The organism is Streptomyces plumbidurans (assembly GCF_019857225.1).
Lineage (GTDB): Bacteria > Actinomycetota > Actinomycetes > Streptomycetales > Streptomycetaceae > Streptomyces > Streptomyces plumbidurans.
In genome coordinates, this window is the sequence record NZ_JAFJSY010000028.1 from 1 (window position 1) to 26,990 (window position 26,990).

27 protein-coding genes are annotated in these 26,990 nt (G+C 70.2%); 12 read left to right on the forward strand and 15 right to left on the reverse strand.

Annotation, left to right across the window (positions count from 1 at the left end; translation table 11 throughout):
- Positions 1 to 269: 269 nt before the first annotated feature.
- Positions 270 to 911 carry a DNA-3-methyladenine glycosylase gene (locus JYK17_RS19365; RefSeq protein ID WP_222810879.1) on the reverse strand — a complete coding sequence of 214 codons (642 nt, stop codon included), beginning with the start codon at positions 909 to 911 and terminating at the stop codon, positions 270 to 272.
- A gap of 138 nt (positions 912 to 1,049) precedes the next feature.
- Here JYK17_RS19365 and JYK17_RS19370 point away from each other — a divergent pair, with 138 nt between their 5' ends.
- From JYK17_RS19370 to JYK17_RS19380, 3 genes are all read left to right on the forward strand, one after another.
- Complete coding sequence (locus tag JYK17_RS19370; RefSeq protein ID WP_108013705.1) at positions 1,050 to 1,832, forward strand: sporulation protein; 783 nt, start codon at positions 1,050 to 1,052, stop codon at positions 1,830 to 1,832.
- 42 nt (positions 1,833 to 1,874) lie between these two features.
- Positions 1,875 to 2,414: a YbhB/YbcL family Raf kinase inhibitor-like protein gene (locus JYK17_RS19375; protein ID WP_108013704.1), complete on the forward strand. Its 540-nt coding sequence runs from the start codon at positions 1,875 to 1,877 to the stop codon at positions 2,412 to 2,414.
- Between the two features lie 161 nt (positions 2,415 to 2,575).
- Entirely contained in the window at positions 2,576 to 3,082 is a 507-nt protein-coding gene (locus JYK17_RS19380) for an HNH endonuclease (protein ID WP_108013703.1), read from the forward strand.
- A 162-nt stretch (positions 3,083 to 3,244) separates the two neighbouring features.
- Here JYK17_RS19380 and JYK17_RS19385 read toward each other — a convergent pair whose 3' ends face one another.
- The 3 genes from JYK17_RS19385 to JYK17_RS19395 form a co-directional block, all read right to left on the reverse strand.
- Entirely contained in the window at positions 3,245 to 4,192 is a 948-nt protein-coding gene (locus tag JYK17_RS19385) for an SPFH domain-containing protein (protein ID WP_108013702.1), read from the reverse strand.
- Positions 4,193 to 4,323: 131 nt separating this feature from the next.
- A complete protein-coding gene (locus JYK17_RS19390; RefSeq protein ID WP_108013701.1) occupies positions 4,324 to 4,755 on the reverse strand; it encodes an NfeD family protein in 432 nt (143 codons plus the stop codon).
- Between the two features lie 141 nt (positions 4,756 to 4,896).
- Complete coding sequence (locus JYK17_RS19395) at positions 4,897 to 5,694, reverse strand: ABC transporter ATP-binding protein (RefSeq protein ID WP_108013700.1); 798 nt, start codon at positions 5,692 to 5,694, stop codon at positions 4,897 to 4,899.
- A 136-nt stretch (positions 5,695 to 5,830) separates the two neighbouring features.
- Between JYK17_RS19395 and JYK17_RS19400 the strand changes: the two genes are divergently transcribed.
- Positions 5,831 to 6,619, forward strand: a complete 789-nt coding sequence (locus JYK17_RS19400; RefSeq protein WP_128803450.1) for an Rv1486c family protein — start codon at positions 5,831 to 5,833, stop codon at positions 6,617 to 6,619.
- Between the two features lie 237 nt (positions 6,620 to 6,856).
- Here the strand turns inward: JYK17_RS19400 and chpE are convergent, their stop codons facing one another.
- The 3 genes from chpE to JYK17_RS19415 form a co-directional block, all read right to left on the reverse strand.
- Positions 6,857 to 7,099: a chaplin ChpE gene (gene chpE, locus JYK17_RS19405; protein ID WP_108013698.1), complete on the reverse strand. Its 243-nt coding sequence runs from the start codon at positions 7,097 to 7,099 to the stop codon at positions 6,857 to 6,859.
- A gap of 176 nt (positions 7,100 to 7,275) precedes the next feature.
- On the reverse strand, positions 7,276 to 7,917 hold the full coding sequence (locus JYK17_RS19410; protein ID WP_108013697.1) for a response regulator: 642 nt from the start codon (positions 7,915 to 7,917) through the stop codon (positions 7,276 to 7,278).
- On the reverse strand, positions 7,910 to 9,055 hold the full coding sequence (locus JYK17_RS19415; protein WP_108013696.1) for a GAF domain-containing sensor histidine kinase: 1,146 nt from the start codon (positions 9,053 to 9,055) through the stop codon (positions 7,910 to 7,912). Before JYK17_RS19415 ends, JYK17_RS19410 begins: the two co-directional genes overlap by 8 nt.
- 225 nt (positions 9,056 to 9,280) lie before the next feature.
- Between JYK17_RS19415 and JYK17_RS19420 the strand changes: the two genes are divergently transcribed.
- From JYK17_RS19420 to JYK17_RS19430, 3 genes are all read left to right on the forward strand, one after another.
- Positions 9,281 to 9,979: an SDR family NAD(P)-dependent oxidoreductase gene (locus tag JYK17_RS19420; protein WP_108013695.1), complete on the forward strand. Its 699-nt coding sequence runs from the start codon at positions 9,281 to 9,283 to the stop codon at positions 9,977 to 9,979.
- The gene (locus JYK17_RS19425) at positions 9,976 to 11,097 is read left to right on the forward strand and encodes an S-adenosylmethionine:tRNA ribosyltransferase-isomerase (RefSeq protein WP_128803448.1); all 1,122 of its coding nucleotides are present in this window, start codon (positions 9,976 to 9,978) and stop codon (positions 11,095 to 11,097) included. Before JYK17_RS19420 ends, JYK17_RS19425 begins: the two co-directional genes overlap by 4 nt.
- 298 nt (positions 11,098 to 11,395) lie before the next feature.
- A complete protein-coding gene (locus tag JYK17_RS19430) occupies positions 11,396 to 12,151 on the forward strand; it encodes a transglycosylase SLT domain-containing protein (protein ID WP_108013693.1) in 756 nt (251 codons plus the stop codon).
- A gap of 124 nt (positions 12,152 to 12,275) precedes the next feature.
- Here JYK17_RS19430 and JYK17_RS19435 read toward each other — a convergent pair whose 3' ends face one another.
- Complete coding sequence (locus JYK17_RS19435; RefSeq protein WP_108013692.1) at positions 12,276 to 14,792, reverse strand: ABC transporter ATP-binding protein/permease; 2,517 nt, start codon at positions 14,790 to 14,792, stop codon at positions 12,276 to 12,278.
- Positions 14,793 to 15,031: 239 nt separating this feature from the next.
- Here JYK17_RS19435 and JYK17_RS19440 point away from each other — a divergent pair, with 239 nt between their 5' ends.
- Together JYK17_RS19440 and serB are read left to right on the forward strand one after the other, a co-directional pair.
- Entirely contained in the window at positions 15,032 to 17,035 is a 2,004-nt protein-coding gene (locus tag JYK17_RS19440) for a streptophobe family protein (protein WP_222810880.1), read from the forward strand.
- 182 nt (positions 17,036 to 17,217) lie between these two features.
- A complete protein-coding gene (gene serB, locus JYK17_RS19445; protein ID WP_108013690.1) occupies positions 17,218 to 18,444 on the forward strand; it encodes a phosphoserine phosphatase SerB in 1,227 nt (408 codons plus the stop codon).
- Positions 18,445 to 18,545: 101 nt separating this feature from the next.
- On the opposite strand, the gene JYK17_RS19450 is transcribed toward serB, so the two are convergent.
- From JYK17_RS19450 to JYK17_RS19460, 4 genes are all read right to left on the reverse strand, one after another.
- Positions 18,546 to 19,064: a SixA phosphatase family protein gene (locus tag JYK17_RS19450; RefSeq protein WP_108013689.1), complete on the reverse strand. Its 519-nt coding sequence runs from the start codon at positions 19,062 to 19,064 to the stop codon at positions 18,546 to 18,548.
- A gap of 65 nt (positions 19,065 to 19,129) precedes the next feature.
- A complete protein-coding gene (locus JYK17_RS19455; protein WP_108013731.1) occupies positions 19,130 to 19,330 on the reverse strand; it encodes a hypothetical protein in 201 nt (66 codons plus the stop codon).
- A gap of 195 nt (positions 19,331 to 19,525) precedes the next feature.
- On the reverse strand, positions 19,526 to 19,642 hold the full coding sequence (locus tag JYK17_RS40610; RefSeq protein ID WP_108013688.1) for an SGM_5486 family transporter-associated protein: 117 nt from the start codon (positions 19,640 to 19,642) through the stop codon (positions 19,526 to 19,528).
- Positions 19,643 to 19,685: 43 nt separating this feature from the next.
- On the reverse strand, positions 19,686 to 21,008 hold the full coding sequence (locus JYK17_RS19460) for a CynX/NimT family MFS transporter (RefSeq protein WP_108013687.1): 1,323 nt from the start codon (positions 21,006 to 21,008) through the stop codon (positions 19,686 to 19,688).
- A gap of 88 nt (positions 21,009 to 21,096) precedes the next feature.
- Here JYK17_RS19460 and JYK17_RS19465 point away from each other — a divergent pair, with 88 nt between their 5' ends.
- Positions 21,097 to 21,786 carry a FadR/GntR family transcriptional regulator gene (locus JYK17_RS19465; protein WP_108013686.1) on the forward strand — a complete coding sequence of 230 codons (690 nt, stop codon included), beginning with the start codon at positions 21,097 to 21,099 and terminating at the stop codon, positions 21,784 to 21,786.
- Here JYK17_RS19465 and JYK17_RS19470 read toward each other — a convergent pair.
- From JYK17_RS19470 to fabG, 3 genes are all read right to left on the reverse strand, one after another.
- Positions 21,767 to 22,114: a hypothetical protein gene (locus JYK17_RS19470; RefSeq protein ID WP_108013685.1), complete on the reverse strand. Its 348-nt coding sequence runs from the start codon at positions 22,112 to 22,114 to the stop codon at positions 21,767 to 21,769. The two genes, JYK17_RS19465 and JYK17_RS19470, sit on opposite strands and share 20 nt — an antisense overlap.
- 195 nt (positions 22,115 to 22,309) lie before the next feature.
- Positions 22,310 to 23,077, reverse strand: coding sequence for an enoyl-ACP reductase FabI (gene fabI, locus JYK17_RS19475; RefSeq protein WP_128803445.1), 768 nt, complete (start codon positions 23,075 to 23,077; stop codon positions 22,310 to 22,312).
- A 5-nt stretch (positions 23,078 to 23,082) separates the two neighbouring features.
- The gene (gene fabG / locus JYK17_RS19480; protein WP_108013683.1) at positions 23,083 to 23,787 is read right to left on the reverse strand and encodes a 3-oxoacyl-[acyl-carrier-protein] reductase; all 705 of its coding nucleotides are present in this window, start codon (positions 23,785 to 23,787) and stop codon (positions 23,083 to 23,085) included.
- A gap of 270 nt (positions 23,788 to 24,057) precedes the next feature.
- Here fabG and JYK17_RS19485 point away from each other — a divergent pair, with 270 nt between their 5' ends.
- Positions 24,058 to 25,581, forward strand: coding sequence for a TldD/PmbA family protein (locus tag JYK17_RS19485; RefSeq protein ID WP_128803444.1), 1,524 nt, complete (start codon positions 24,058 to 24,060; stop codon positions 25,579 to 25,581).
- Positions 25,578 to 26,981, forward strand: coding sequence for a metallopeptidase TldD-related protein (locus JYK17_RS19490; RefSeq protein ID WP_108013681.1), 1,404 nt, complete (start codon positions 25,578 to 25,580; stop codon positions 26,979 to 26,981). Before JYK17_RS19485 ends, JYK17_RS19490 begins: the two co-directional genes overlap by 4 nt.
- Positions 26,982 to 26,990 lie beyond the last annotated feature (9 nt).

Below are 26,990 nucleotides of genomic sequence, written 5' to 3' on the forward strand. Positions count from 1 at the left end.
CTTCCCTTCGTTCTTGCGTTTCCGACTCTATCAGATCCTTTTGGGCCTGATTCCCTGTCGGCGGGGCCTTTCGACATTCACTACGTTAGCCGATTCCCTTGCCAACTCATAATCGAGTTCCACGAGGTTGAATTCAAGCATGCGGGCACGCCGAATTCGACCCCGCTGAGGGGTGACCGTAGGTAGTGGTTTGGCCGCTTCCGGCTGCTGGCGAACGCCGTACCCGGTTCAAGCGGCTCGGGCTACATTACGCACCCTCCGAGGACGCGTCAACTTCGGCGGCGCCTGGGTGCGTGGGCCCGATAGGGGCTCACCGTCGGGTCGTTGGTGACCCAGAAGCGCCAGGGGTGGACGGCACCATCTCCCCCCACACCCGTGCGCGGGCCGTTGCTTACCTGGTCGGAGTCGGTAGCAGTGCCCGTCAGGATGCGCAAGGGGGTCTCCCCGGCGGCGCAGGCATCCGTGCCGTCCAGGGCGCGGTCCACGCCCAGGGCCGTGGCCAGGCGTGCAGGGCCTTTGGCCAGTTCTTTGTCGTTTCGGGCCGAGAGTCGACGTTTGCGAGCGAGCTCAGCGCCCTCGATCACCTCGCCGGCCCGGAGCAGGACGGCGCTCGCGCGCCCCTCGGGTCCGCACACGAGGTTCATGCAGAACCACATGCCGTAGGTGAAGTAGACGTACACATGGCCGGGCGGACCGAACATCACGCCGTTGCGGGCGGTGCGGCCGCGATAAGCGTGGGAGCCGGGGTCGGCAGCGCCGTCGTAGGCCTCGACCTCCGTGAGGCGCAGGGCGATCGGACCTTCCGGGGTCGTACGTACGAGGATGCGGCCGAGGAGGTCGGGGGCGACTTCCAGTACGGGGCGGTCGAAGAACTCCCTGGGGAGTGGCGTACGGTCCGGGGGCGTGATCATGGCGCCCGAGCCTAGTCCAGACGGGTGTGTGCCAAGGGGTGGTCAAGTCCCGGTGTGATTGCCAGGGTGAGGGCGCGGAACCGGATGTGCCCGGATCGCGTTTGTAGGGATCAAGGGTCCACACGTAAAGGGAGAGTCATGGCGTTCAAGAAGCTGCTCGCGAGTCTGGGGGCCGGCGGGGCTTCGGTCGAGACGGTGCTGACCGAGGTCAACGTTGTTCCGGGTGGCGTCGTCCAGGGTGAGGTACGGATCCAGGGCGGGTCCGTGAACCAGGAGATCGAGGGCCTGTCGGTGGGCCTGCAGGCCAAGGTCGAGGTCGAGAGCGGCGACGAGGAGTACAAGCAGAACATCGAGTTCACGAAGGTGCGCCTCGGCGGGGCCTTCGAGCTGCAGGCCGGGGCGGTGCACGCCGTGCCGTTCGGGCTGGAGATCCCCTGGGAGACGCCGATCACGATGATCGACGGTCAGGCGCTGCGGGGGATGAACATCGGTGTGACCACCGAGCTGTCGATCGCCCGCGCCATCGACTCCGGTGACCTCGACCCGATCAATGTGCACCCGCTGCCGGCGCAGAAGGCCATCCTGGACGCCTTCATCCAGCTGGGCTTCCGCTTCAAGAACGCGGACATGGAGCGCGGGCACATCCGCAACACGCGCCAGCGGCTGCCGTTCTACCAGGAGATCGAGTTCTACCCGCCGTCGCAGTACCGCGGCCTGAACCAGGTCGAGCTGAGCTTCGTGGCGGACGAGCACGCCATGGACGTCGTCCTGGAGATGGACAAGAAGCCCGGTCTGTTCAGCGAGGGCAGCGACACCTTCCGTTCGTTCCAGGTGGGTCAGCACGACTTCCAGGGGACCGACTGGGCGGCGTACCTCAACCAGTGGCTGTCCGAGGTCGGCAGCAAGCGGAACTGGTTCTAGGCTCGGAACTGCTGATTCCGTAATCGATCAGGAGGTATCGAGGTGACCGAGCTCAAGCGGCGGCCGCTCCCCCACGACTTCCATCCGCCCGTGCCCGCGTTCACGGTGACGAGTGAGGACGTCCAGGAGGGCGCCACGCTCAAGGACGCTCAGGTCTTCGCGGCCGGCAACACCTCGCCGCAGCTGCGGTGGGAGGGTTTCCCGGCCGGGACGAAGAGCTTCGCCGTGACCTGCTACGACCCTGACGCCCCGACGGGGAGCGGGTTCTGGCACTGGACCGTGTTCGACATCCCGGCCTCGGTGACCGAGCTGCCGGCGGGTGCGGGAAGCGGCAAGTTCGAGGGACTGCCCGAGGGTGCCGTGCAGGTGCGCAACGACTACGGGACGAAGGAGTTCGGCGGGGCCGCGCCGCCGCCCGGGGACGGGCCGCACCGTTATGTGTTCACGGTGTACGCCGTGGACCAGGAGAAGCTCGGCCCGGATTCCGATGCCACTCCGGCGGTCGTCGGTTTCAATCTGCGGTTCCACACGCTGGCGCGCGCCCAGCTGATCGGCGAGTACGAGGTGCCTGCCGAAGGCTGATGTCTGCCGCAGCCTGTCGTTCATGGAACGTTTGCCCGCCCCCGGTCATGGAAGTGATCGGGGGCGGGCATCTTTTATTGCGTTGTCCATCCCGGCGTGCCCGGCCAGAGTTGATCCAAGCCCGCCAGGGGGTGGGCCGGTGCGCATGGGAGGTGGGCTGGATGCGGGACACGCTGGTGCTGAACGCGAGCTTCGAGCCGCTGTCGACGGTGACGTTGAACCGGGCTGTCGTTCTGGTGCTGCAGGACAAGGCCGTCGTCGAGCAGGCCCACCCCGAACTGCGCATGCGCGGTGCCGAGGTCGACATACCCGTGCCCCGGGTGATCCGGCTGTGCAGGTACGTGAAGGTGCCGTTCCGAAGACAAGCGCCGTGGTCCAGGCGGGGTGTGTTGGTCAGGGACCGGCACCGGTGCGCCTACTGCGGCAGGCGCGCGACGACCGTGGACCACGTGGTGCCGAAGTCGCGCGGTGGGCAGGACTCCTGGCTCAATACGGTCGCCTCGTGCGCCGAGGACAACCACCGCAAGGCGGACCGGACTCCGGAGCAGGCGGGGATGCCGCTGCTGCGGCAGCCGTTCGAGCCGACGCCGCAGGATGCGATGTTGCTGACGCTGGGGGCGGAGGAGTTTACGGCGCTGCCGGCTTGGCTGGCTCGGGGTGCTGCCTGAGTCTTCGGCGCCGTAGGGGTTCGGTTGTTGGTTGGGCGCGGGTGGGTTGTGGCTTGTCGCGCAGTTCCCCGCGCCCCCAAGAACGTCAGTCCCCGGCGCCTCCAAAGCACATCGGTCTCCCGTGCCCCAGAGAGCTTCAGTCTCCCGCGCCCCGAGAAAACGTCAGTCTATGGACGGCCTCTCTCGGCGTTCTGTCCCCTTCTCGGGGGCGGGGCTGCCGCCGCTCGGGGTGCCGCCCAGGCCGAAGTTGCCCATGGCGCCGGACAGGCCCTTGAGGGCGTCGCCGATCTCGCTGGGGACGATCCAGAGCTTGTTGGCGTCGCCCTCGGCGATCTTCGGGAGCATCTGGAGGTACTGGTAGCTCAGCAGCTTCTGGTCGGGGTCGCCGGCGTGGATGGACTCGAAGACCGTACGGATCGCCTGGGCTTCACCTTCGGCGCGCAGGGCGGCTGCCTTGGCCTCACCTTCGGCGCGCAGGATCTGGGACTGCTTCTCGCCCTCGGCGGTGAGGATCGCGGCCTGGCGCGTACCTTCGGCGGTGAGGATCGCGGCGCGCTTGTCACGGTCGGCGCGCATCTGCTTCTCCATCGAGTCCTGGATGGAGGTGGGCGGTTCGATCGCCTTGAGCTCGACGCGGTTGACGCGGATGCCCCACTTGCCGGTCGCCTCGTCGAGGACGCCGCGCAGGGCCGCGTTGATCTCCTCGCGGGAGGTCAGGGTCCGCTCCAGGTCCATGCCGCCGATGATGTTGCGCAGCGTGGTGACGGTCAGCTGCTCGATCGCCTGGATGTAGCTGGCGACTTCGTAGGTGGCCGCGCGGGCGTCGGTGACCTGGTAGTAGATGACCGTGTCGATGTTCACGACCAGGTTGTCCTGGGTGATCACCGGCTGGGGCGGGAAGGGCACGACCTGTTCGCGCAGGTCGATGCGGTTGCGGATGGTGTCGATGAACGGGACGACGATGTTGAGGCCCGCGTTGAGTGTCCGCGTGTAGCGGCCGAAGCGCTCGACGATGGCGGCGCTGGCCTGCGGGATCACTTGGATCGTCCTGATCAGGGCGATGAAGACCAACACCACCAGAATGATCAGGACGATGATGATCGGTTCCATCGGTCTTCCCCGTACCCTTCTCCGCCTCGGCTCTTTCGGAAGATCTTATGGCTGTTGAAGATCTTGCTGGTCGAGTCTGTCAGACCGTCGCACAACTCGGGGGCTGTTCGGTTCAGTTGAGTCCTACGAGGTCAGATGACGATCGCGGTGGCACCTTCGATCTCCACGACATCCACTTCCTGGCCGACCTCGTAGGCGCTGCTGGTGTCGAGCGAGCGTGCCGACCAGATCTCGCCGCCGAGCTTGATGCGGCCTCCGGAGCCGTCGACGCGCTCCAGTACTACGGCTTGCTTGCCCTTCAACGCGTCCACGCCGGTGGCGAGTTGGGGGCGTTGTGCGCTGTGCCGGGTCGCGATGGGCCGTACGACGGCGATGAGGGCGACCGAGACGACGACGAAGGCGAGGACCTGGGCCACGGCTCCGAAGCCGAGTCCGGCGATGACCGCGGCGGCGATGGCGCCCACCGCGAGCATGCCGAATTCCGGCATCGCCGTGACCACCAGGGGGATTCCGAGCGCAGCCGCGCCTACGAGCCACCACACCCAAGCGTCGATGTCGTTCACATGGTCATGGTATGACCGCGAGTCCCGCCTCCGACAGGGCGCGATGCCTCGGGAAGGGGCTTGTTACCCGGGTTTTCGCGGTTGCTTCACACAGTCGGGCGCGGGGGCTTCACACAAAGTCAGGCGCGGGGCTTCACACGTTCAGGACAGCGGAAGGCCCTGGGCGGTCCAGCGGTCACCCACCTGTTCGACGACGAGCGGGAGGCCGAAGCACAACGAGAGGTTGCGGGAACTGAGTTCGAGTTCCAGCGGGCCGGCGGCGAGCACCTTGCCCTGACGGATCATCAGGACGTGGGTGAAGCCGGGGGCGATCTCCTCGACATGGTGGGTGACCATGATCATCGAGGGGGCGATGGGGTCGCGGGCGAGGCGGCCGAGGCGGCGTACGAGGTCCTCGCGGCCGCCGAGGTCGAGACCGGCGGCGGGCTCGTCGAGAAGGAGCAGCTCGGGGTCGGTCATCAGGGCGCGGGCGATGAGGGTGCGCTTGCGCTCGCCCTCGGAGAGCGTGCCGAACTTCCGGTCGACGTACTCGGTCATGCCGAGGCGGTCGAGGAAGGCGCGGGCACGCTGCTCGTCGACGTCCTCGTACTCCTCCTGCCAGCCGGCGGTCATGCCGTACGCGGCGGTCAGCACGGTCTGCAGGACGGTCTGGCGCTTGGGGAGCTTGTCGACCATGGCGACGCCGGCGACGCCGATGCGGGGGCGCAGTTCGAAGACGTCGGTGCCGGGCCTGCCGAGGGTCTCGCCGAGGATGGTCGCGGTGCCCTTGCTGGGGTAGAGGTAGCTGGACGCGACGTTGAGGAGGGTGGTCTTGCCGGCGCCGTTCGGGCCGAGGATGACCCAGCGCTCGCCTTCCTTGACCGACCAGGAGACCTGGTCCACCAGAGCCCGGCCCTCCCGGACCACGGATACGTCCTGAAGCTCCAGAACATCGCTCATGAGCGCGTTGTCTCCCCTTGCAGTGTGACCGGTCGGCGTCTCGGCTGTGCGTGCGCGTTTTTGGCGCTGCCCTCAACGAAATCTACGCCACCGGCCGCCCGCTCCATTCCATCGGTCCGGTCCTTAGGGTGGACGCATGCTCTCGGAACCGCGTTCAGGACGCCTTGCGGCTTGGGGAAATGCCCTTTTGGCCGGACTTGTCTCGCCCGACGATGCCGTGCTCACGATCGTCGGGGACGATGCCGTGCACCGTATGGAGGGGCTGCCCGGTGAGACGGGGCCGGTCGGGCTCACGCTCGCGCTCGGGCGGCTGCGGTCGCTCGGCGTGACCGGGCTGCGGCTGGCGCTGCCCGCGCCGGGGCATCCGCTGGGGCTGAGCGGTCCGCCGGAGTTCAACACTCGGGCGTTGGACGCCGAGGAGGCGGTCATCTGTTACGGCGCCGCTCTCGGGCTGGTGCCCGAGATGTACGAGGCCGGGCCCGACGGCGATCTGCATGTCGAGGTGGTCTGGCACTGTCTGCCGGTCCGGGAGGCACCGCCCGCCGACGTGCCCTCCCTCGGCGAGGCCGAGCGGGAGCTGGCGGAGGCGCTGCGGGACGCCACGGAGGTGCTGTCGCGGCTGGACGTCGCCGCGTCGGGGCCGGTGGCGGAGGCGGCGATCGACGCGTACCGGGCGCGGGCCGAGCGGGGGCAGGAAGTGCTGGCTCCGGGCTATCCGCCGCGGGCGGTACGGGTGCTCGAGCTGGCGCAGCGGGTCGGGCTGCTGGTCTCGCTGGCCCGGGAGAACGGGCACGGGGGTGCAGTGAGCTCCGCCGAGATGGGGGCGCGGGCCGAGGCGCTGCGGCCGGTGGAGCGGGTGGCTCGGCGGGCGCAGGTCGCCGCGTACAACTCCGTTGTGGAGGAGCGGGAGCGGGGGGTGAGGTGAGCGGGGGGTGCAGTGAGCGCCGGGTTCTTTGGCGCCGGGATTTGGGGTGCCGTAGCTGGGGGCTTCGCCCCCAGACCCCCTTTCGGCCTGGACGGCCTCGTCCTCAAGCGCCGGACGGGCTGGATGGCTGACGTGCGCCGAGACGGTTGCGCATGAACGGGACCGTTACGCATAAAAGTGACTCCGGCCTCCCGCTTGCTGGCGGGAGGCCGGAGTCACTGCGTGCGTCTGGCAGCGTCAGCGGTTGACGCCCAGGTTGCCGAAGGCCGGGTTCAGGACGCCCACGACGTTCACGCTGTTGCCCACCGCGTTCACCGGGATGTGAACCGGGGCCTGGACGAGGTTGCCCGAGATGACACCGGGCGAGCCCACGGCCTTGCCGTGGGCGTGTGCGTCGGTGGCGGAGGCCATACCGGCACCAGCGGCGATCAGACCGCCGGCCACCATCGTCACGGCCGCTGCCTTCTTCAGGTTCTTCACTGTTCTGAGCCCTCCCTGGCGATTGCCGCGGCGCTCGCCGCAGCACGCACTGAAGAACGGCGGAGATCCACGAAGGATGCGCCATCCGGGGGACATTCCCACGACGGTATGAATCTCAGTCCGGAACGGAACCCTCCGTGTTGCCGTCCGGGGGCGCCCGGCGCGCGCGGCTCGTGTCAGCCGGCCACGCCGTGGCGCACGGCCCACAGGGCGGCCTGGGTGCGGTCCGCCAGGTCGAGCTTCATCAGGATGTTCGAGACGTGGGTCTTGACGGTCTTCTCGGACAGGACGAGGGCGCGGGCGATCTCGCGGTTGGAGCGGCCGTCCGCTATCAGGCCGAGCACCTCGCGCTCCCGCTCCGTGAGCGAACCACCTCTCCCCTGGCCCGAGTTGGCCTCCTCCTGGGAGAGCAGGGCGCCCGCGACCTCGGGCTGGAGCAGGATGTGCCCGGCGTGGACGGAGCGGATGGCTCCGGCGAGCGCGTCGGGGTCCACGTCCTTGTAGACATAGCCGGCGGCGCCCGCGCGCAACGCCGGGACCACCGTACGCTGTTCGGTGAAGCTGGTGACGATCAGCACGCGCGCGGGGTTGTCCAGCTCGCGCAGTCTGCGCAGGGCGTCCACGCCGTCCATGCCGGGCATCTTGACGTCCATCAGGACGACGTCGGGCCGCAACTCCTCGGCGCGGGCGACTCCTTCGGCGCCGTCGGCGGCCTCGCCCACGACCTCGATGTCGTCCTGCACCTCCAGGAACGTGCGCAGGCCGCGGCGGACCACCTGGTGGTCGTCGACGAGCAGCACCTTGATTGCGTCAGCCACCGGGGACCTCCATCTCGATCGTGGTGCCCTTTCCGGGCGCCGACTCCACCGTCAGCGTGCCGCCGACGCCGCTCGCGCGGTCGCGCATGGAGACCAGGCCCAGATGGCGTCCCGCCCGTCGTATCGCCTTCGGGTCGAAACCGCTGCCGTCGTCCGTCACCCGCAGGACCGCTCCGGTGCCGCGCCGGGCCAGGGTCACGTCGACCCGGTGCGCACCGGAGTGCCGCAGGGCGTTGTGCAGGGCCTCCTGGGCGACGCGGAGAAAGGCCTCCTCCTGGGAGGCGGGCAGCGCCCGTACGCCGCAGCAGTCGAAGGTCACGCGGGCGGCGTGGGCGCGGTCGAGGACCTGGATCTGGGTGCGCAGGGTGGCCACGAGGCCGTCCTCGTCGAGGGCTGCGGGGCGCAACTCCACGACGGCTGCGCGCAGTTCGTCGGCGGCCTCGGCGGCGAGCACCGCCACCTGCTGCAGCTCGCCCTTGGCGCGGGAGGGGTCGCGGTCGACGAGTGCGGCGGCGGCCTGGGCGGTCAGGCGCAGGGAGAAGAGCTTCTGGCTGACCGCGTCGTGCAGTTCGTGGGCGAGACGGGAGCGCTCCTCGGCGATGGTGAGCTCGCGGCTGCGCTCGTACAGCCGCGCGTTGGTGAGGGCGATCGCCGCGTGCTGGGCGAAGATCTCCAGCAGTTGTGCGTCGTCCTCGGTGAAGCCGCAGCCGCCTTCCGGCTTGGGGCAGTCCTTGTTGGCGAGGAAGAGCGCGCCGATGACCTCGTCGCTGTCCTTGATGGGCAGGCCCAGGAAGTCGGACATGTTGGGGTGGGCGGAGGGCCAGCCCTCGAAGCGGGGGTCCTTGCGCACATCGGCGAGGCGCTCGGTCTTCGCCTCCTGCAGCATCGAGGCGAGGATGCCGTGCTGGCGCGGGAGGGGGCCGATGGCCTTCCACTGGGCGTCGCTCACGCCGTCGACCACGAACTGGGCGAAGCCGCCGTGGTCGTCGGGGACCCCGAGCGCGGCGTACTGCGCGCCGAGCAGTTCGCGGGCCGAGGCGACGATCGTCTTGAGGACGTCGCGCACCTCGAGATGCCTGCTCATGGCCAGCAGCGCGGCACTCACCGCCGCCAGGCCGGACCGGGGTTCCTGACTCATGTCCTCACGGTACCGGCGGGGTGTGACAGCGCGGATCGGACCTGTGGCGGCGCGGACTGCGCCGGTGGGCCTAGGGCCGAAGGACTAGGCCGGGCACCCGGGGCCTGCGGCTTAGGGCGAAGGGCCCCGCACTTTTGCGGCCCGCGTCCGAGGCGGGGCGGGCGATGCGGTTCCTACGTTGAGGTCACCGCCGATCGAGAGGCGGGCGAGACGAGGGGACGTGTCATGCCGGTAGCGATCATCACGGGGGCCTCGAAGGGGCTGGGGCGGGCGCTGGCCGAGGCGCTGGCCGCGCGCGGCTGGGATCTGGTGCTGGACGCCAGAACACCCGGAGTCCTTCAGGAAGCGGCGGACCGGGTCAGGACGTACGGCACGCGCGTGACGGCGCTGCCCGGGGATGTCACGGACGCCGGTCACCGGGCCGAGCTGGTGGCCGCCGCGTGGAAGCTGGGCGGCCTGGATCTGCTGGTGAGCAATGCGAGCGCGCTGGGCGCCGAGCCGCTCGTACGGCTGGAGGTGCTTCCCGTCGAGGGGCTGCGGCGGGCGCTGGAGGTGAACGTGGTGGCCGCGCTGGGCCTGGTCCAGGAGGCGCTGCCGCTGCTGCGGGCGTCCGGGGCGGGCACGGTGATCGCGGTCAGCTCGGACGCGGCCGCCGAGGCCTATGAGACCTGGGGCGGGTACGGGGCGTCGAAGGCGGCCCTCGATCATCTTGCCGCGGTGCTCGGCGCGGAGGAGCCGGGGCTGCGGGTCTGGGCCGTCGACCCGGGCGACATGGCCACCGATCTGTACGCGGCGGCCGTACCGGACGACGGCGATCCGCGGCCGGCGCCCGCCAGTGTGGTGCCGGGCTTCCTGCGGCTGCTGGACGAGCGGCCGGCCAGTGGCCGCTATACGGCTCCGGCGCTGCTCGGGGAGCAGCGATGACGGTGGCGACGGGGGTTCCTCCGAGCGAGCCCGTCCGGGCGTGGGGGAAGGTTCCGGAGGAACTGCTGGCGCGCGTCCCGGTCGAGCAGCGCGGGGCCGGGCTCGGCCGGGATGCCGTACGGCTGCTGGTGTCGCGTGGGACACAGGTGTCGCACCACGCGTTCGCGGAGCTGCCGCGGCTGCTGCGGGCCGGGGACCTGCTCGTGGTGAACACCTCGCCCACGCTGGCCGCCGCCGTGGACGGGCGGATCGGGCACGCGCGCGTGGTGGTGCATTTCTCCACGCTCGGGGACGACGGGCGGTGGGCGGTCGAGCTGCGCGACCCCGACGGAAGGGGAACCACGCGCGCGCGTGCGGGTGGGCCCGCGGGTGTGGAGGTGCGCCTGCCGGGGGGCGTGCTGCTGGCCCTGGAGGAACCGCTCAGTGCGCATGCCGACCGGCTGTGGTGGGCATGCGCGTCCGGGGCGGAGGTTCTCGGGATGCTGCGGGAGCACGGGCGGCCCATTCGGTACTCCTATACGGAGCGGGATCAGCCGCTGTCGGTGTACCAGACGGTGTTCGCGCTGCCGACGGCCGACGGGACGGGCAGTGCGGAGATGCCGAGCGCCGCCAGGCCCTTCACCGCGCGGCTGGTCGCCGAGCTGGTGAGCCGGGGTGTGCAGTTCGCGCCGATCACGCTGCACACCGGGGTGGCGTCGACGGAGGCGCACGAGCCGCCGTATCCGGAGCGGTTCTCGGTGCCCGCCGCCTCGGCACGGCTGATCAACGCGGCACGGGCGGGCGGCGGGCGGGTGGTCGCCGTCGGGACGACCGCTGTACGGGCGGTGGAGTCCGCGGCCGGGCCCGACGGCGTCGTACGCGCGCGTGCAGGGTGGACGGACCTCGTGGTCACCCCGGAGCGCGGGGTGCGGGCGGTGGACGGGCTGCTGACCGGACTGCACGAGCCGGAGGCCTCCCATCTGCTGATGCTGGAGGCGATCGCCGGGCGGACCGCGGTCGACCGCGGCTACGACGAGGCGCTGCGCGGTCGGTATCTGTGGCACGAGTTCGGGGACGTCCATCTCGTCCTCCCGGAAGAGGGTCCTCACACAGAGCATTGCTGCAGCAACTGCTGGTGAGACCGCAACGGGCCCGATGTGAGCCCGCGCATAGGGCGCACATCACGTACGAAGGACGTTAGGAGATAAAGCGTCCCCTTTTGAGCGGGGCAGACGGTCCAGTCTGCCCCGTTTTGCCCTTCCCCGATCCACTATCCAGCATCGTACGTCACACCTTTGCCTGGAGATTTTGCGGTCGCTAAGAATGGCTGCCGTCGCTCAGCGCCGCGGGTTCCCACCGCGGCGTTTGTGCGGGCCGGGTCCCATGCCCCCCGCTGACCCCGAGCGGCTCCGCGCTATTCGAAGAGGTCCGTCTGTTATGCCCAAGAAGTTCGAGATTCGCCGACTCAGTCGTTCGCTCAACCGCCACCAGCGGATCGCTGTGGCCGGTGTCGCCACCCTCGGTGCCGCCGCGCTCGCCTTCTCCGCGGTACCCAGCAACGCCGACACCACCACCAAGGACACCGCGGCCTCCGCGGCCAAGGTGGAGTACAGCACCAAGCCGATCAAGGACGTCAAGGCCAGCGTCACCGACCAGCTCGCCGGCACCGACCTGAAGGCGCAGGCCGCGAAGAAGGCCGCCGCCGAGAAGGCAGCGGTGAAGAAGGCCGCCGCGCAGAGGAAGGCCGCAGCCCAGAAGAAGGCTGCTGCCGCCGCCGCGGCCAAGAAGGCCGAGGCCGCGCGCAAGGCCAAGGAGGCCGCGAGCCGGTCCGCCAAGCGCGCCACCATCAAGAAGGTCGTCACCAAGAGCTACTCCAACAACCTGGACGGCTGGATCAGGCACTCCCTGGACATCATGAAGTCCAAGGGCATCCCGGGCAGCTACAACGGCCTGTACCGCAACATCATGCGGGAGTCCTCCGGCAACCCGAACGCGATCAACGGCTGGGACATCAACGCCATCAACGGCATCCCGTCGAAGGGTCTGCTGCAGGTCATACCGCCGACCTTCAGCGCCTACCACGTCGCCGGCACGTCCTGGAACATCTACAACCCGATCGCCAACATCACCGCCGCTGCCAACTACGCGGCCGACAAGTACGGCTCGATCGACAACGTCAACAGCGCGTACTGAGGTCAGCGCGGACCTCTTCACGTGACTGAACGCCGAAGGGCGGCACCCATCACGGGGTGTCGCCCTTCGTGACGTACGAGAACGACGTACGACAGCGACGTACGACAGCCACGTACGAACGCGGCTACTTGCGCATGACCTCCGGCTCGTGGCGCCGCAGGAAGCGGGCCACGAAGATGCCGCAGATGACGCCGAGGACGAGCAGGGCGAGCATGTCCATGCCCCAGGCGCCGACCGTGTGCTCCCACAGCGGGTCGTTGCTCTTGCCCTTGCCGGGCGGGCTGATCTTGTTGAAGTCCAGCGTGGCGCCCGCGGCGGCCACCGCCCAGCGCGACGGCATCAGATAAGAGATCTGGTTGGCGCCGATCGAGCCGTTCAGGGCGAACAGGCAACCGGTGAAGACGACCTGGATGATCGCGAACATGACCAGCAGCGGCATGGTCTTCTCGGCGGTCTTCACCAGGGACGAGATGATCAGGCCGAACATCATCGAGGTGAAGCCCAGCGCCATGATCGGCAGGGAAAGCTCGAGCAGCGTGGCGTTGCCGAGGACGAGCCCCTTCTTGGGGATGTCGCGGCTCGCGAAGCCGATGACGCCGACCATCAGGCCCTGCAGCAGGGTGATCGCGCCGAGCACGAAGACCTTGGACATCAGATAGGCCGAGCGGGACAGGCCGGTCGCGCGTTCCCGCTCGTAGATGACCCGTTCCTTGATCAGCTCACGGACGGAGTTCGCGGCGCCGGCGAAGCAGGCGCCGACCGCGAGGATCAGCAGGACGGTGGTGGCCGTGCCGTTCGGGACGGGCTGGCCGGTGGCCCGGTTGATCATCGGGTTCGGCAGCAGGCCCTTGCCGGAGTCGATGAGCAGGCTGACCGCGCCGAGGACGAGCGGCAGGATCACCGTCAGGGCCAGGAAGCCCTTGTCGGAGGCGATGACCGAGACATAGCGGCGCACCAGCGTGGTGAGCTGGGACATCCAGCCCTGCGGCTTGGGCGGCTTCATCGCCTGCATCGGCGGCATCTGTACGGACTGCGGCGCAACGGCGTCGATGTCCGCGGCGTACATCTGGTAGTGCTGCGAGCCCTTCCAGCGTCCCGCCCAGTCGTAGTCGCGGTAGTTCTCGAAGGCGGAGAAGACGTCGGCCCAGCTGTCGTAGCCGAAGAAGTTCAGCGCCTCCTCCGGCGGGCCGAAGTAGGCGACCGAGCCGCCCGGGGCCATCACCAGGAGCTTGTCGCAGATCGCCAGCTCGGCCACCGAGTGGGTGACCACGAGGACCGTGCGGCCGTCGTCGGCCAGGCCGCGCAGCAGCTGCATGACGTCGCGGTCCATGCCCGGGTCGAGACCCGAGGTGGGCTCGTCCAGGAAGATCAGCGACGGCTTGGTCAGCAGCTCCAGAGCCACCGAGACACGCTTGCGCTGGCCACCGGAGAGGGAGGTGACCTTCTTCTCCTTGTGGATGTCCAGCTTCAGCTCGCGCAGCACCTCGTCGATACGGGCCTCACGCTCGGCGCCGGTGGTGTCGGCGGGGAAGCGCAGCTTGGCCGCGTACTTCAGGGCCTTCTTGACGGTCAGCTCCTTGTGCAGGATGTCGTCCTGCGGGACCAGACCGATGCGCTGACGCAGCTCGGCGAACTGCTTGTAGAGGTTGCGGTTGTCGTACAGGACGTCGCCCTGGTTGGCGGGCCGGTAGCCGGTCAGCGCCTTCAGCAGGGTCGACTTTCCGGAGCCGGACGGGCCGATGACCGCGATCAGGGACTTCTCCGGGACACCGAAGGAGACGTCCTTGAGGATCTGCTTGCCGCCGTCGACCGTGACGGTCAGATGGCGGGCCGAGAAGGAGACCTCACCGGTGTCGACGAACTCCTCGAGACGGTCGCCGACCAGGCGGAACGTCGAGTGGCCGACACCGACGATGTCGTTCGGGCCGAGCAGCTGGGTGCCACCCTTGGCGATCGGCTGACCGTTGACGTACGTGCCGTTGTGCGAGCCCAGGTCGCGGATCTCGAAGCGACCGTCGGGCGTCGCGTGGAACTCGGCGTGGTGCCGCGAGACCTGCAGATCGGAGACGACCAGTTCGTTCTCCAGGGCACGGCCGATGCGCATGACGCGGCCGAGTGAGAACTGGTGGAACGTGGTCGGGCTGCGGTCGCCGTAGACCGGCGGCGCCCCCGCGGCACCACCGGGGCCCTGCTGCGCCGGGACCTGAGGCACGGCCTGCTGCGGCGCCCCCTGCTGCGGCCAGCCGGCCTGCGGTGCCTGCTGCGGCGGCGCCTGCTGGGCCTGCGCCCAGCCGGGGCTCGCGCCCTGGGCGGCGTACGGCTGCTGCTGGGGCTGCGCGACGGCGGCCGCCGCACCGGCCACGGTAACCTTCGGGCCGTCGGTCGCGTTGCCGAGATGCACCGCAAGACCCGGCCCGATCTCCAGCTGGTGGATCCGCTGCCCCTGCACGAAGGTGCCGTTCGTGCTGCCGTGGTCCTCGATGACCCAACTACGGCCGCTCCAGCTGATCGTGGCGTGGCGCCAGGACACCCTGGCGTCGTCGATGACCATGTCGCCCTGCGGATCGCGTCCGAGGGTGTACGGCCTGGACGGATCGAGCGTCCAGGTACGTCCATTCAATTCCAGTACGAGTTCCGGCACTCCATGCCCCATGAGTAGTCCCCCGAGTTACCCCCATCACAGGGAGTCTAGGGATGTCGAACATCGTCGGGAACTATTTCAGGCTCGCCCCCCTGACCGAAAGCCGGGCCTTGTGAAGAGCACGCACGTGCGCATCGGATGGTTCCGTTGACGGGGTTGAAACCGACCCGGAGAGTGGTAATCCACGCGAGGGGGACTGGCACGGCGGCCGTGCCGTGCCGCGGATCGGGGGGTCTGCAATGAGCGCGTCGTCGAGGATCGAGACCGTGACGAGCGGTACGAGGGTGCCGTGGGGAGACGTCGTACTGTCCGCAATCGCCTCGGTGAGCTGGGCGTTGATCGGTATGGCGGGCGTGGCGGCACTGGGTCTGCATCTGCTGGAGGCGGACGCCTCGGCCTCGCTCGGACCGATGACCGCGGCGGTCGTGGCGCTCGCCGCGGGCGGTTCGGTCACCCCGTCCGGCGATGTGTCCGCCTTCGGACTGAAGGGTGCGGAGGCGCACACGGCCGTCACGATCACCCCGCTGGGCGTGAGCCTGGTCGGCGCACTGCTGCTGGCCTGGTTCTTTCTACGATCCTTGCGCACAAGCGGAGTTGTCGTCGCACCGGCCGAACTCCTCGCGCGCGCGGGCGCGGTGGTCGCGCTGTTCGTGGCCACGCTGGGCGGGCTGGCGTGGGCGGGACACGATGTCATCACGATCGACGGGGGCTCACTGGGCCTGGACATGCTGCCCGGCGGCGGAGGTAGGGGCGGCGGGGGCGTGAACATCCCCGGTCTCGGCGACCTCGGTGACATCGGCGGGCTGCTGCCCGACAACATCGGCAACCTCATCCACGCGAAGGCGGCGGTCGGCTTCACCGTCGACACCGCGTCCACGCTGCTCGGCGGTCTGGTCTGGTGCGCCGGCGTCCTGCTGATCGCCCTGCTGGCCTCGCGCCGCACTCCCCTGCCGCCCGGCTGGGAGGCCGTGCACCGGGTGGTACGGCCGGCGGTGTCGGCGATCGTCGCGGTGATGCTGACGGCGGTGGTGGCCGGCCTCGCGGCGGCCGCGTACGCGGCGATCGGCGACGACCACCCCAAGCGGATCTTCGGCGCCGCGCTGCTGGGCGCGCCCAACGGCACCTGGCTGGGCATCCCGATCGGCCTGTTCGTGCCGTTCGACGGCAACGCGAGCGGTGCGCTCGCCAAACTCCTGCCGGACCCGCTGGACGACCTGCTCACCGCGAAGACCGACCAGTCGGTGACGCTGGGGCGGCTGGCGGACCTGGACGGGCGGGTGTGGCTGCTGGGCGTGGCGGCGGCCTTGATGATGCTGCTGGCCGGGGTGTTGACGGCGGTGCGGACGCCGGTGCGGACGCCGGTCGGCGCCGGGGGCGCGGGTGCGCGCGCCGCGGGTGGCGCCGTCTCGGGTGCGGGTCGGGTCTCCGGTGCGGGCCGAGTCTCCGGTGCGGGCCTGGTCTCCGGTGCGGGCCCGGACTCGGGTACCGGCCCGGACTCGGGTACGGGCGCTCTCGCGTTCGCGGGCCGGTGCGCGCTGCGGCTGGGGATCGTCACGGCGTTGACGCTGCCGCTGCTCGCCTGGCTCACGGAGGTGTCCGTGAACGCCTCGCTGTCGGTGCTGGGCTTCGACGCGTTCGGCGCCGGGATCGAACTGCACGGACACCTCGGCATGGCGCTGCTCCTGGGCGCCCTGTGGGGTGCTGGAACGGGGGCCGTGGGGGCGCTGCTGGCCCGGGCCACGGGTGCGGCGGGACGGCGGGCGGCCCCGCTCGCGCTGACGGCCGTGCCCGCGGGGGCTGTGGCCGCGAGCCCCGGGCAGCCGCAGTACGCGCACGAGGCGGGCGCCGGGGTTCCCGCAGAGCCGGGCGCGCAGCGGGGTGAGTCCGGGCCGTACACGCCCAGCGCCTCGTACCGGGCGCCCAACCCCGCCACCAATCCCTATCTGCAAGTGCCGGACGAGCTGCGCGAACCGGAGGACGCACGGCCGCCGTCCGGCGACACTGCCCGCCCCGGTGCGCAGCCGAGCAAGCAGCCGCGTGAGCAGCCGCCCAGGGCGCCGGAGGAGGGCGCCGGCATGTACGGCGCGCCCACGGTCGCCGGACCGGTCGGCGGCCCGCCCCCGCGGTCCTGGCGCCGTCCGCCCCGGCCGCGCCCCGCGGACCGGTCGCAGTCCGCACCGGGCGAGCCACCTCCCCCGCCCCCGCCCCCTCCGCCACCGGGACGGCCCAAGGGCCGGCCGTGAGCTGACGGCGACGTTCGGGCAGGCTGGCGTAGGCATGCGCGTACGGGTGCGGAGAGGCCGACATAGCGAGGGCGCGAGGGCCTTTTCAGCCTCACGTCACCCACTCGACACCCACTGTTCCGTGTCCGCCAGGCGGACCACAGCGGCGGTGGGCACTGCGTGCCGGATACGGTGGGTACACCATGAGCGCTTCGCAGACCCCGCCCTCTGACGTCACGCCCGACGCCCCCACTCTGCTGGTCAAGATCTTCGGCAAGGACAGGCCGGGCATCACGGCCGGTCTCTTCGACACCCTCGCCGCCTACTCGGTCGACGTGGTCGACATCGAGCAGGTCGTCACCCGTGGCCGGATGGTGCTGTGCGCGCTGGTGACCCCGCCGCCCGCCGGGCTGGAGGGCGACCTGCGCGCGACCGTGCACAGCTGGGCCGAGTCCATGAAGATGCAGGCGGAGATCATCTCCGGCCACGGCGACAACCGGCCACGCGGTCTCGGGCGCTCCCTGGTCACCGTCCTCGGCCATCCGCTCACCTCGGAGGCGACCGCCCGGATCGCCGCCAAGATCACCAAAGCGGGCGGCAACATCGACCGCATCTTCCGGCTCGCCAAGTACCCCGTCACAGCGGTGGAGTTCGCGGTCTCGGGCGTGGAGACCGAGCCACTGCGCACGGCTCTCGTGACCGACGCCGCGGCACTCGGTGTCGATGTGGCGGTCGTCGCGGCGGGTCTGCACCGGCGGGCCCAGCGTCTGGTGGTCATGGACGTCGACTCGACGCTCATCCAGGACGAGGTGATCGAGCTCTTCGCGGCGCACGCGGGCTGCGCGGACAAGGTCGCCGAGGTCACCGCGGCCGCGATGCGCGGGGAGCTGGACTTCGAACAGTCGCTGCACGCGCGCGTGGCGCTGCTGGAGGGGCTCGACGCCTCCGTGGTGGACAAGGTGCGCAGCGAGGTACGGCTGACACCGGGTGCCCGCACACTGATCCGCACGCTGAAGCGGCTCGGCTACCAAGTGGGCGTCGTCTCCGGCGGGTTCACCCAGGTCACCGACGACCTCAAGGAGCGGCTCGGGCTCGACTTCGCGCAGGCCAACACCCTGGAGATCATCGACGGGAGGCTCACCGGCAAGGTCATCGGGGAGATCGTCGACCGTGCGGGCAAGGCGCGGCTGCTGCGCCGGTTCGCCGCCGAGGCGGGCGTGCCCCTCGCGCAGACCGTCGCGATCGGTGACGGTGCCAACGACCTGGACATGCTGAACGCGGCCGGTCTCGGGGTCGCCTTCAACGCCAAGCCGGTCGTACGGGAGGCGGCGCACACCGCGGTGAACGTGCCCTTCCTGGACACCGTCCTGTATCTGCTGGGCGTCACCCGCGAAGAGGTCGAGGCGGCGGACACGCACGACGATCAGTAGACCGGCAAGCGGCAGCAGATCGTCGACCAGCACCAAAGCGTCTTCGTACGTATCGGGGCCCGGCACCGCAGTGGCGCCGGGCCCATCGTGCGGCGTGGCGGCTACTCGGTGGGTGCCCAGTAGTCGATCAGCTTGGCGGAGGCCGGCTCCAGGCTCTTCCAGGAGCCCTCGAAGGACAGGACCGCGAAGGCGGCGGCCGGGAACCCGCGCTGGCTCATCCGCTCGCGGGCGTCGCCCTCGGCCGAGCCGGCGAGGATGTCGGCGAGGCCCTGGACACCCGGATTGTGGCCGATGAGCACGGCGTTCTGCGCGTCGTCGGGGGTCTCGTTGAGCAGCGCGATCAGCTCGCCGGGCGAGGCCTCGTAGATACGCTCCTCGTAGACGGTTTTCGGCCGCTGCGGGAACTCGTGAACGGCGAGTTTCCAGGTTTCTCGGGTCCGGATCGAGGTGGAGCACAGGGCCAGGTGGAAGGGGATGCCGGTGTCGGCCAGCTTGCGTCCGGCGACTGCGGCGTCCGTGCGGCCCCGGTCAGCCAGGGGGCGCTCATGGTCGGTCACCTGCGGCCAGTCGGCTTTCGCATGCCGGAAGAGGACGATCCTGCGGGGTTCAGCGACGCTCATGGAATCCAGCTTCGCATGAAACAGGCCAGCAAGCGCAGGTAGTTGACCGGCGGTCCGCGAGGTGCTCAGCGGGCCACGAGCTGCTGTATGCGCTCGAAGAGGTGGGTGATCGCCGGGTCGTCCGCCGCCTGCGCGTGGGTGGGGTTCAGCATCAGCGCCAGGAGCACGACGAAGGCGAGCGTCGGCAGGGCCAGTGCCCACCAGGGCAGCCGGGTCTGGACACCCGTGGTAGCCGGGTGGGGCAGGGTGTGCGAACGGGCGGACATGAGTGCCTCCGCGGTCTCCGAGTCGTCGGTGACCGCCCCCGCGGTCACGATTCGAAGTTACGCAGTCGGCGGCCCCCAACCCATCCGGAGATCCACCCACTTGACCCTGACACCCGCCCCCTAGGGGATGGTGGGGCTAGCCCCACCACCGGCCGTCACGGCGAGCCGTCGCGCGTTGCGGCAAGGTCTCGCGCGTCACGGCGAAGCGATCGTCGCGATGATGGCGATGACCACGAAGATGGCGAGGAACGCGCCGAAGACCATGAGCATCTTCTTCTGGCCGTTCTTGGGGTTCGGGTCGAGCACTGGCATGCGCCAAGTCTCCCACTCCGCGCGTGCGGCGGTGCGGCGGGGGTCAGCCGGCCGCCTCGTCCTCGACGGTGCGGTTGCGGCCCGCCAGGACGCCGACCACCATCTGCGGGATCAGCAGGGCGGTCATGAGGCCGATCGGCAGGCTCCAGCCGCCGCTGTGCTGGTAGAGCACGCCCACCAGGAGCGGTCCGGGGATGGAGATCAGATATCCGGTGCTCTGCGCGAAGCCGGAGAGCTGGGCCACTCCGGCGCTGGTCCTGGAGCGCATGCCGACCATCGTCAAAGCCAGCGGGAACGAGCAGTTGGAGACACCGAGCAACAGGGCCCACGCCCAGGACCCGGCGGCGGGGGCGAGGTAAAGACCGGCGTAGCCGGCGAGGCCGCACACGCCCAGCGCGATCACGATCGGGCCCTGGTGGGGCAGCCTGGTGGCAAGGCGCGGGATGACGAAGGCCAGCGGCACGCCCATCACCATCGTGACGGCGAGCAGCAGTCCCGCGGTGCCCGCGGGCACGCCCGCGTCTCGGAAGATCTGCGCCATCCAGCCCATGGTGATGTAGGCACCGGTGGCCTGGAGCCCGAAGTAGACGGCCAGGGCCCAGGCGGTGCGGCTGCGGGTGATCCGCAGCGCGGGCGCCGCCACGCGCGCGTGCTCCTGCTGCACGGTCGGTTGCTCGGCGGACGGCGCGGCCGGCTGATCGGCGGGCCGCGCGCCCCGCTGCCGTACGAACGGGATCCACGGCACGATGGCGACGGCCGCGAGCAGCGACCAGACCGCGAGCCCCGACTGCCAACTGCCGCCCAGGGCATCGGTCATGGGCACCGTCACCGCCGCGGCGACCGCGGTGCCCAGGGCGAGGGCCATCGAGTAGAGGCCGGTCATGGAGCCGACCCGGTTCGGGAACCAGCGCTTGACGATGACCGGCATGAGGACGTTGCTGACCGCGATGCCCATGAGCGTGAGCGCGCTGGCGGCCAGGAAGCCCGCCGTGCTGTGGGTGTACGGCCGCACCAGCAGCCCCGCGGTGATGGCGACCATGCCCGCGCAGACCACCGCGGCGGGTCCGAAGCGGCGGGCCAGGCGGGGTGCGGTGACACCGAAGACGGCGAAGCAGAGGGGCGGTACGGAGGTGAGCAGTCCGGCCACGCTGCCGCTCATGCCGAGCCCGTCGCGGACCTCCTCCAGGAGCGCGCCAAGACTGGTGATGGCAGGCCGGAGGTTGAGGGCGGTCAGCACGATGCCGACCACCAGCAGCCGCGTCGCCCACGCGCGCGTGGCGGGCCCTGTGGTCGTCCGCGCCTCCGGGGTGCGTATCTGCGCGGGCGTGATCGTCCTGGATTCCTCGCTTGCCATGACGCCCATCATAGAATCATGGGATGATTGGTTGTCCATCGCGGGGCCATCCCGACCGTCCTGCCCGTCCGGCCCCGTCCCTCCCGTGCGAAGGTGTGCCATGCCCTTGAGCCACCCGCGCCGTTCGGCGCTGTCCGAGCAGGTCATCGCCGCGCTGCGGCATCAGATCACCTCGGGCGAGTGGCCGGTCGGCTCGCGCATCCCGACCGAGCCGGAGCTGGTCGAGCAGCTCGGTGTGGCCCGGAACACGGTCCGTGAGGCCGTCCGCGCGCTCGCCCACAACGGTCTGCTGGACATCCGTCAGGGCTCGGGCACCTACGTCGTGGCGACCAGTGAGCTGGCGGGCGTGATGCACCGCCGCTTCGCCGACGCGGATCCGGGGCACATCGCCGAGCTGCGCTCCACGCTGGAGTCGGCCGCCGCGAGGCTGGCCGCGGAGCGGCGCACGGAGAAGGACCTCAAGCAGCTCGACGCGCTGCTCGTGCGGCGCGAGGAGGCCTGGGAGTCGGGCGACACGGAGGCGTTCGTGACGGCGGACGCCACCTTCCACATGGCGGTGGTGGCGGCGTCCCACAACGACGTGATGAGCGCGATGTACGCCGACCTCGGCGAGGTGCTGCGGGACTGGCTGCGCGTCGACGTCGGCGAGGCCCTGACACCGGAGACGTACATGGAGCACACCCGCCTGGTCGACGCGATCCGCGCGGGCGACGCCGAGGCGGCGGGCGCGGCGGCGGCGAGCTATCCGGTCCTGTGCCGTCCGGGGCGGTTCACCGCTTCTGGTGGCTGACCCATGCCGAGCGGACCTCCTCCCAGCACCGTCCGGTGAGCCGTACGGTCATGGCCGGCCAGGTGTCGACCCGGGCGCCGTCGGTGTCGAGGTCCCACCAGCGTGCGCACTCGACGTGCAGGCTGACGCCGTCGGTCTGCGGATAGGGGTTGTGGCAGTACGCGGTCACGTGCGATCCGGTGATCCGGATACGGCACTCGGCGCCGAAGGGCTGCGGCGAGGGCGGCTTCGCGGGCTGCACGCGCGCGTAGGGCATCGCCTCGTACGGCAGGGAGAGCACGAGTACGACGGCGAAGGTCGCTGAGGCCAGGCTGCGGAACAGACGCACAAGGAAACCTCCTCGGCCGTGCCCCGGAGGGAGTCACGTGACGAACACGTACTCCCACGTGCTGAACACGTGATCCAGAGTGCCCAGTTGAGCCCCGGCCCCGCCCGGCCGGGTAGGCCGATCGGGTGACATGCCGAGGGCGCGCCTCCCGTGGGATGCGCGCCCTCGAACAGCGTCCTGCGGCAGTGACCGGGGTCAGGCGCCGATGGCGTGCAGACCGCCGTCGACGTGGATGATCTCGCCGGTGGTCTTCGGGAACCAGTCGCTCAGCAGGGCGACGATGCCCTTGCCGGCCGGCTCCGGGTCCTTGAGGTCCCACTCCAGCGGGGAGCGGCTGTCCCACACCGCGGCCAGGTCGCTGAAGCCCGGGATGGACTTGGCGGCCATCGAGCCGATCGGGCCCGCGGAGATGAGGTTGCAGCGGATGTTCTGCTTGCCCAGGTCGCGCGCCAGGTAGCGGCTGGTGGCCTCCAGGGCGGCCTTGGCCGGGCCCATCCAGTCGTACTGCGGCCAGGCGTACTGGGCGTCGAAGGTGAGTCCGACGACCGAGCCGCCGTTCTGCATCAGCGGCAGACAGGCCGTGGTCAGCGACTTCAGGGAGTACGCCGAGACGTGCATGGCCGTGGCGACCGACTCGAAGGGCGTGTTCAGGAAGTTGCCGCCGAGCGCGTCCTGCGGCGCGAAGCCGATGGAGTGCACGACGCCGTCCAGGCCGCCGAGCTCCTGGCCGACGACGTCGGCCAGGCGGCCCAGGTGCTCGTCGTTGGTGACGTCGAGCTCGATGACCTTGGTGGGCTTGGGCAGCTTTTTGGCAATGCGCTCGGTCAGCGTGGGCCGCGGGAACGCGGTCAGGATGATCTCGGCACCCTGCTCCTGGGCCTGCTTGGCGGCGTGGAAGGCGATGGAGGACTCCATCAGCACACCGGTGATCAGGACGCGCTTGCCCTCGAGAATTCCGCTCATGGTGATCAGTGACCCATTCCCAGTCCGCCGTCAACGGGGATGACGGCTCCAGTGATGTACGAGGCGTCGTCGGAGGCGAGGAACCGCACCGTCGCGGCCACCTCCTCGGGCTGCGCGTACCGGCCGAGCGGCACCTGCGACACGATGTTGGCCCGCTGCTCGTCGGTGAGCACCTTGGTCATGTCGGTGTCGACGAAGCCGGGAGAGACGACATTGAAGGTGATGTTGCGCGAGCCCAGCTCACGGGCGAGGGAACGCGCGAAGCCGACAAGACCGGCCTTGGAGGCGGCGTAGTTCGCCTGGCCGGGTCCGCCGAACAGGCCGACGACCGACGAGATGAGGACGACACGGCCCTTCTTGGCGCGCAGCATGCCTCGGTTGGCGCGCTTGACCACGCGGAAGGTGCCGGTGAGGTTGGTGTCGAGGACGGACGTGAAGTCCTCCTCGGACATCCGCATCAGGAGCTGGTCCTTGGTGATGCCGGCATTGGCCACCAGGACCTCGACCGGGCCGTGCTCCGCCTCGATCTCCTTGTAGGCCTGCTCCACCTGCTCGGTGTCGGTGATGTCGCACTTGACCGCGAGGAAGCCGGCCGGCGGCTCTCCCGAGCGGTATGTGATCGCGACCTTGTCGCCGGCGTCGGCGAATGCGCGGGCGATGGCGAGGCCGATGCCCCGGTTGCCTCCGGTGACGAGAACCGAGCGGCTCAACGGATCACCCTTTCGATAGCGGTCTGATGCCTGCGCCTGGACACCTGGATGACAGGCGGCTTCCTCGAAAACCTATCGGTCCGACACCTCCGGCGGACAATCGGGCACCGACAGTGGCGTACGGGACTCGCTGTCGGGTCCCTACAGAAAGTTCTCCGTACCGGAGCGAAACCTGTGGTCCGCCGGGCCGCTCACGCGACATGATCGGAGCAGCCACAGGTCAACAGGTCAACAGGTCACAACGGGTCACGACAACAAGGAGAGACCTCGGTGCCTCATTCCATCGACGAAGCCTTCACGGCACTTCCTCTACGCGCCCTGGCCGACGCGGCGCTGGCACGCGCGCGTGCGCTGGGCGCCGAGCACGCGGACTTCCGGTTCGAGCGGGTGCGCAACGCCTCCTGGCGCTTCCGCGACGCCAAGCCCGCCGGTTCGTCGGACACCACCGACCTCGGGTACGCGGTCCGGGTCGTGCACGGCGGCACCTGGGGCTTCGCCTCGGGCGTGGACCTGAGCCTCGACGCCGCCGCCAGGGTCGCCTCCCAGGCGGTGGCGATGGCCAAGCTCTCCGCCCAGGTGATCAGGGCGGCCGGTTCGGACGAGCGGGTGGAACTCGCCGACGAGCCCGTGCACGCGGACAGGACCTGGGTCTCGTCGTACGAGATCGATCCGTTCACCGTGCCCGACGAGGAGAAGTCGGCGCTGCTGGCGGACTGGAGCGCGCAGCTGCTCGCGGCGGGCGGCGTGGACCACGTGGACGCCTCGCTGCTCACCGTGCACGAGAACAAGTTCTACGCCGACACCGCCGGAACCGTGACCACCCAGCAGCGGGTACGGCTGCACCCTCAGCTGACGGCGGTGTCGGTCGACGAGTCGAGCGGCGAGTTCGACTCGATGCGGACGATCGCACCGCCGGTCGGACGCGGCTGGGAGTACCTCACCGGCACCGGCTGGGACTGGGAGGGCGAGCTGGAGCAGTTGCCGGAGCTGCTCGCCGAGAAGATGCGTGCGCCCAGCGTCGAGGCGGGCCTGTACGACCTCGTCGTCGACCCGTCCAACCTGTGGCTGACCATCCACGAGTCCATCGGCCACGCCACCGAACTGGACCGCGCGCTCGGCTACGAGGCCGCCTACGCCGGCACCTCCTTCGCGACCTTCGACCAGCTGGGCAAGCTCAGGTACGGCTCCGAGCTGATGAACGTCACCGGCGACCGCACCGCCGAGCACGGCCTGGCGACCATCGGCTACGACGACGAGGGCGTCGAGGGCCAGTCCTGGGACCTGGTCAAGGACGGCACGCTCGTCGGCTACCAGCTCGACCGGCGCATCGCGAGACTGACCGGCTTCGAGCGCTCCAACGGCTGCGCCTACGCCGACTCCCCCGGGCATGTGCCGGTGCAGCGCATGGCCAACGTGTCACTCCAGCCCGACCCGGCGGGGATGGCCACCGAGGATCTGATCGGCGGGGTCGACCGCGGGATCTACGTCGTCGGGGACCGCTCCTGGTCCATCGACATGCAGCGCTACAACTTCCAGTTCACCGGCCAGCGGTTCTTCAGGATCGAGAACGGGCGGATCACCGGACAGCTGCGGGACGTCGCCTACCAGGCGACGACCACCGACTTCTGGGGCTCGATGGCCGCGGTGGGCGGCCCGCAGACCTATGTCCTCGGGGGTGCGTTCAACTGCGGCAAGGCCCAGCCGGGCCAGGTCGCCGCCGTCTCGCACGGCTGCCCCTCGGCCCTCTTCAAGGGCGTCAACATTCTCAACACCACGTCGGAGGCCGGTCGATGAGCGCGGGTACCAGCAAGGCGGACAAGCCGCACGAGGTCGTCGAGCGGGCCCTGGCGCTGTCCACCGCCGACGGTTGCGTGGTCATCGCCGATGAGCACTCCACCGCCAACCTGCGCTGGGCGGGCAACGCGCTCACCACGAACGGCGTCACCCGCGGACGTACTCTCACGGTGATCGCCACAGTCGACGGCAAGGAGGGCACGGCCTCCGGTGTGGTCTCCCGTTCGGCCGTGACCGCGGACGATCTGGAGCCCCTGGTGCGGGCCGCCGAGGCCGCCGCGCGCGGCGCCGGACCGGCCGAGGACGCGCAGCCCCTGGTGACGGACGTGGCGCAGTCGCCCGACTTCACCGACGCGCCCGCCGAGACCACCTCCGCCGTGTTCACCGACTTCGCGCCCGCCCTCGGCGAGGCGTTCGCACGCGCGCGTGCGGGCGGCCGCGAGTTGTACGGCTTCGCCAACCACGAGCTGGTGTCGAGCTATGTGGGTACGTCGACGGGGCTGCGACTGCGGCACGACCAGCCCAACGGGACGCTGGAGGTGAACGCCAAGTCGCCGGACCGCACCCGTTCGGCGTGGGCCGGGCGCTCCACCCGCGACTTCAAGGACGTCGACCCGGCCGCGCTGGACGCGGAGCTCGCGGTGCGGCTGGGCTGGGCCGAGCGGCACATCGACCTGCCGGCCGGGCGCTACGAGACGCTGCTGCCGCCGACCGCCGTCGCGGACCTGCTGATCTACCAGCTGTGGTCGGCGTCGGGCCGGGACGCGGCCGAGGGCCGCACGGTGTTCTCCCGGCCGGGCGGCGGCACGCGCGTGGGCGACCGGCTCAGCGAGCTGCCGCTGACCCTGCGCAGCGACCCGAACGAGCCGGGTCTGGAGTCGGCGCCGTTCGTCATCGCGCACTCCTCCGGCGGCGACCAGTCCGCCTTCGACAACGGCCTGCCGCTCGCGGGCACCGACTGGGTGCGCGAGGGCGAGCTGACGCATCTGACCACCACCCGGCACAGCGCCGGCCTGACCGGTCTGCCGGTCGCCCCGGCGATCGACAACCTCATCCTGACCGGCGGCCAGGACCTCTCCCTGGAGGAGATGGTCGCGAGCACCGAGCGCGGGCTGCTGCTGACCTGCCTGTGGTACATCCGCGAGGTCGACCCGGCCACCCTGCTGCTGACCGGCCTGACCCGGGACGGCGTGTACCTGGTGGAGAACGGCGAGGTGACCGGCGAGGTGAACAACTTCCGCTTCAACGAGTCGCCGGTCGACCTGCTGGGGCGGGCCGCGGAGGCCGGGCGCACCGAAAAGACGCTGCCCCGGGAATGGAGCGACTGGTTCACTAGGGCTGCGATGCCGGCGCTGCGCGTGCCCGACTTCAATATGAGCTCTGTCAGTCGGGGCGTATAACCTCGTAGC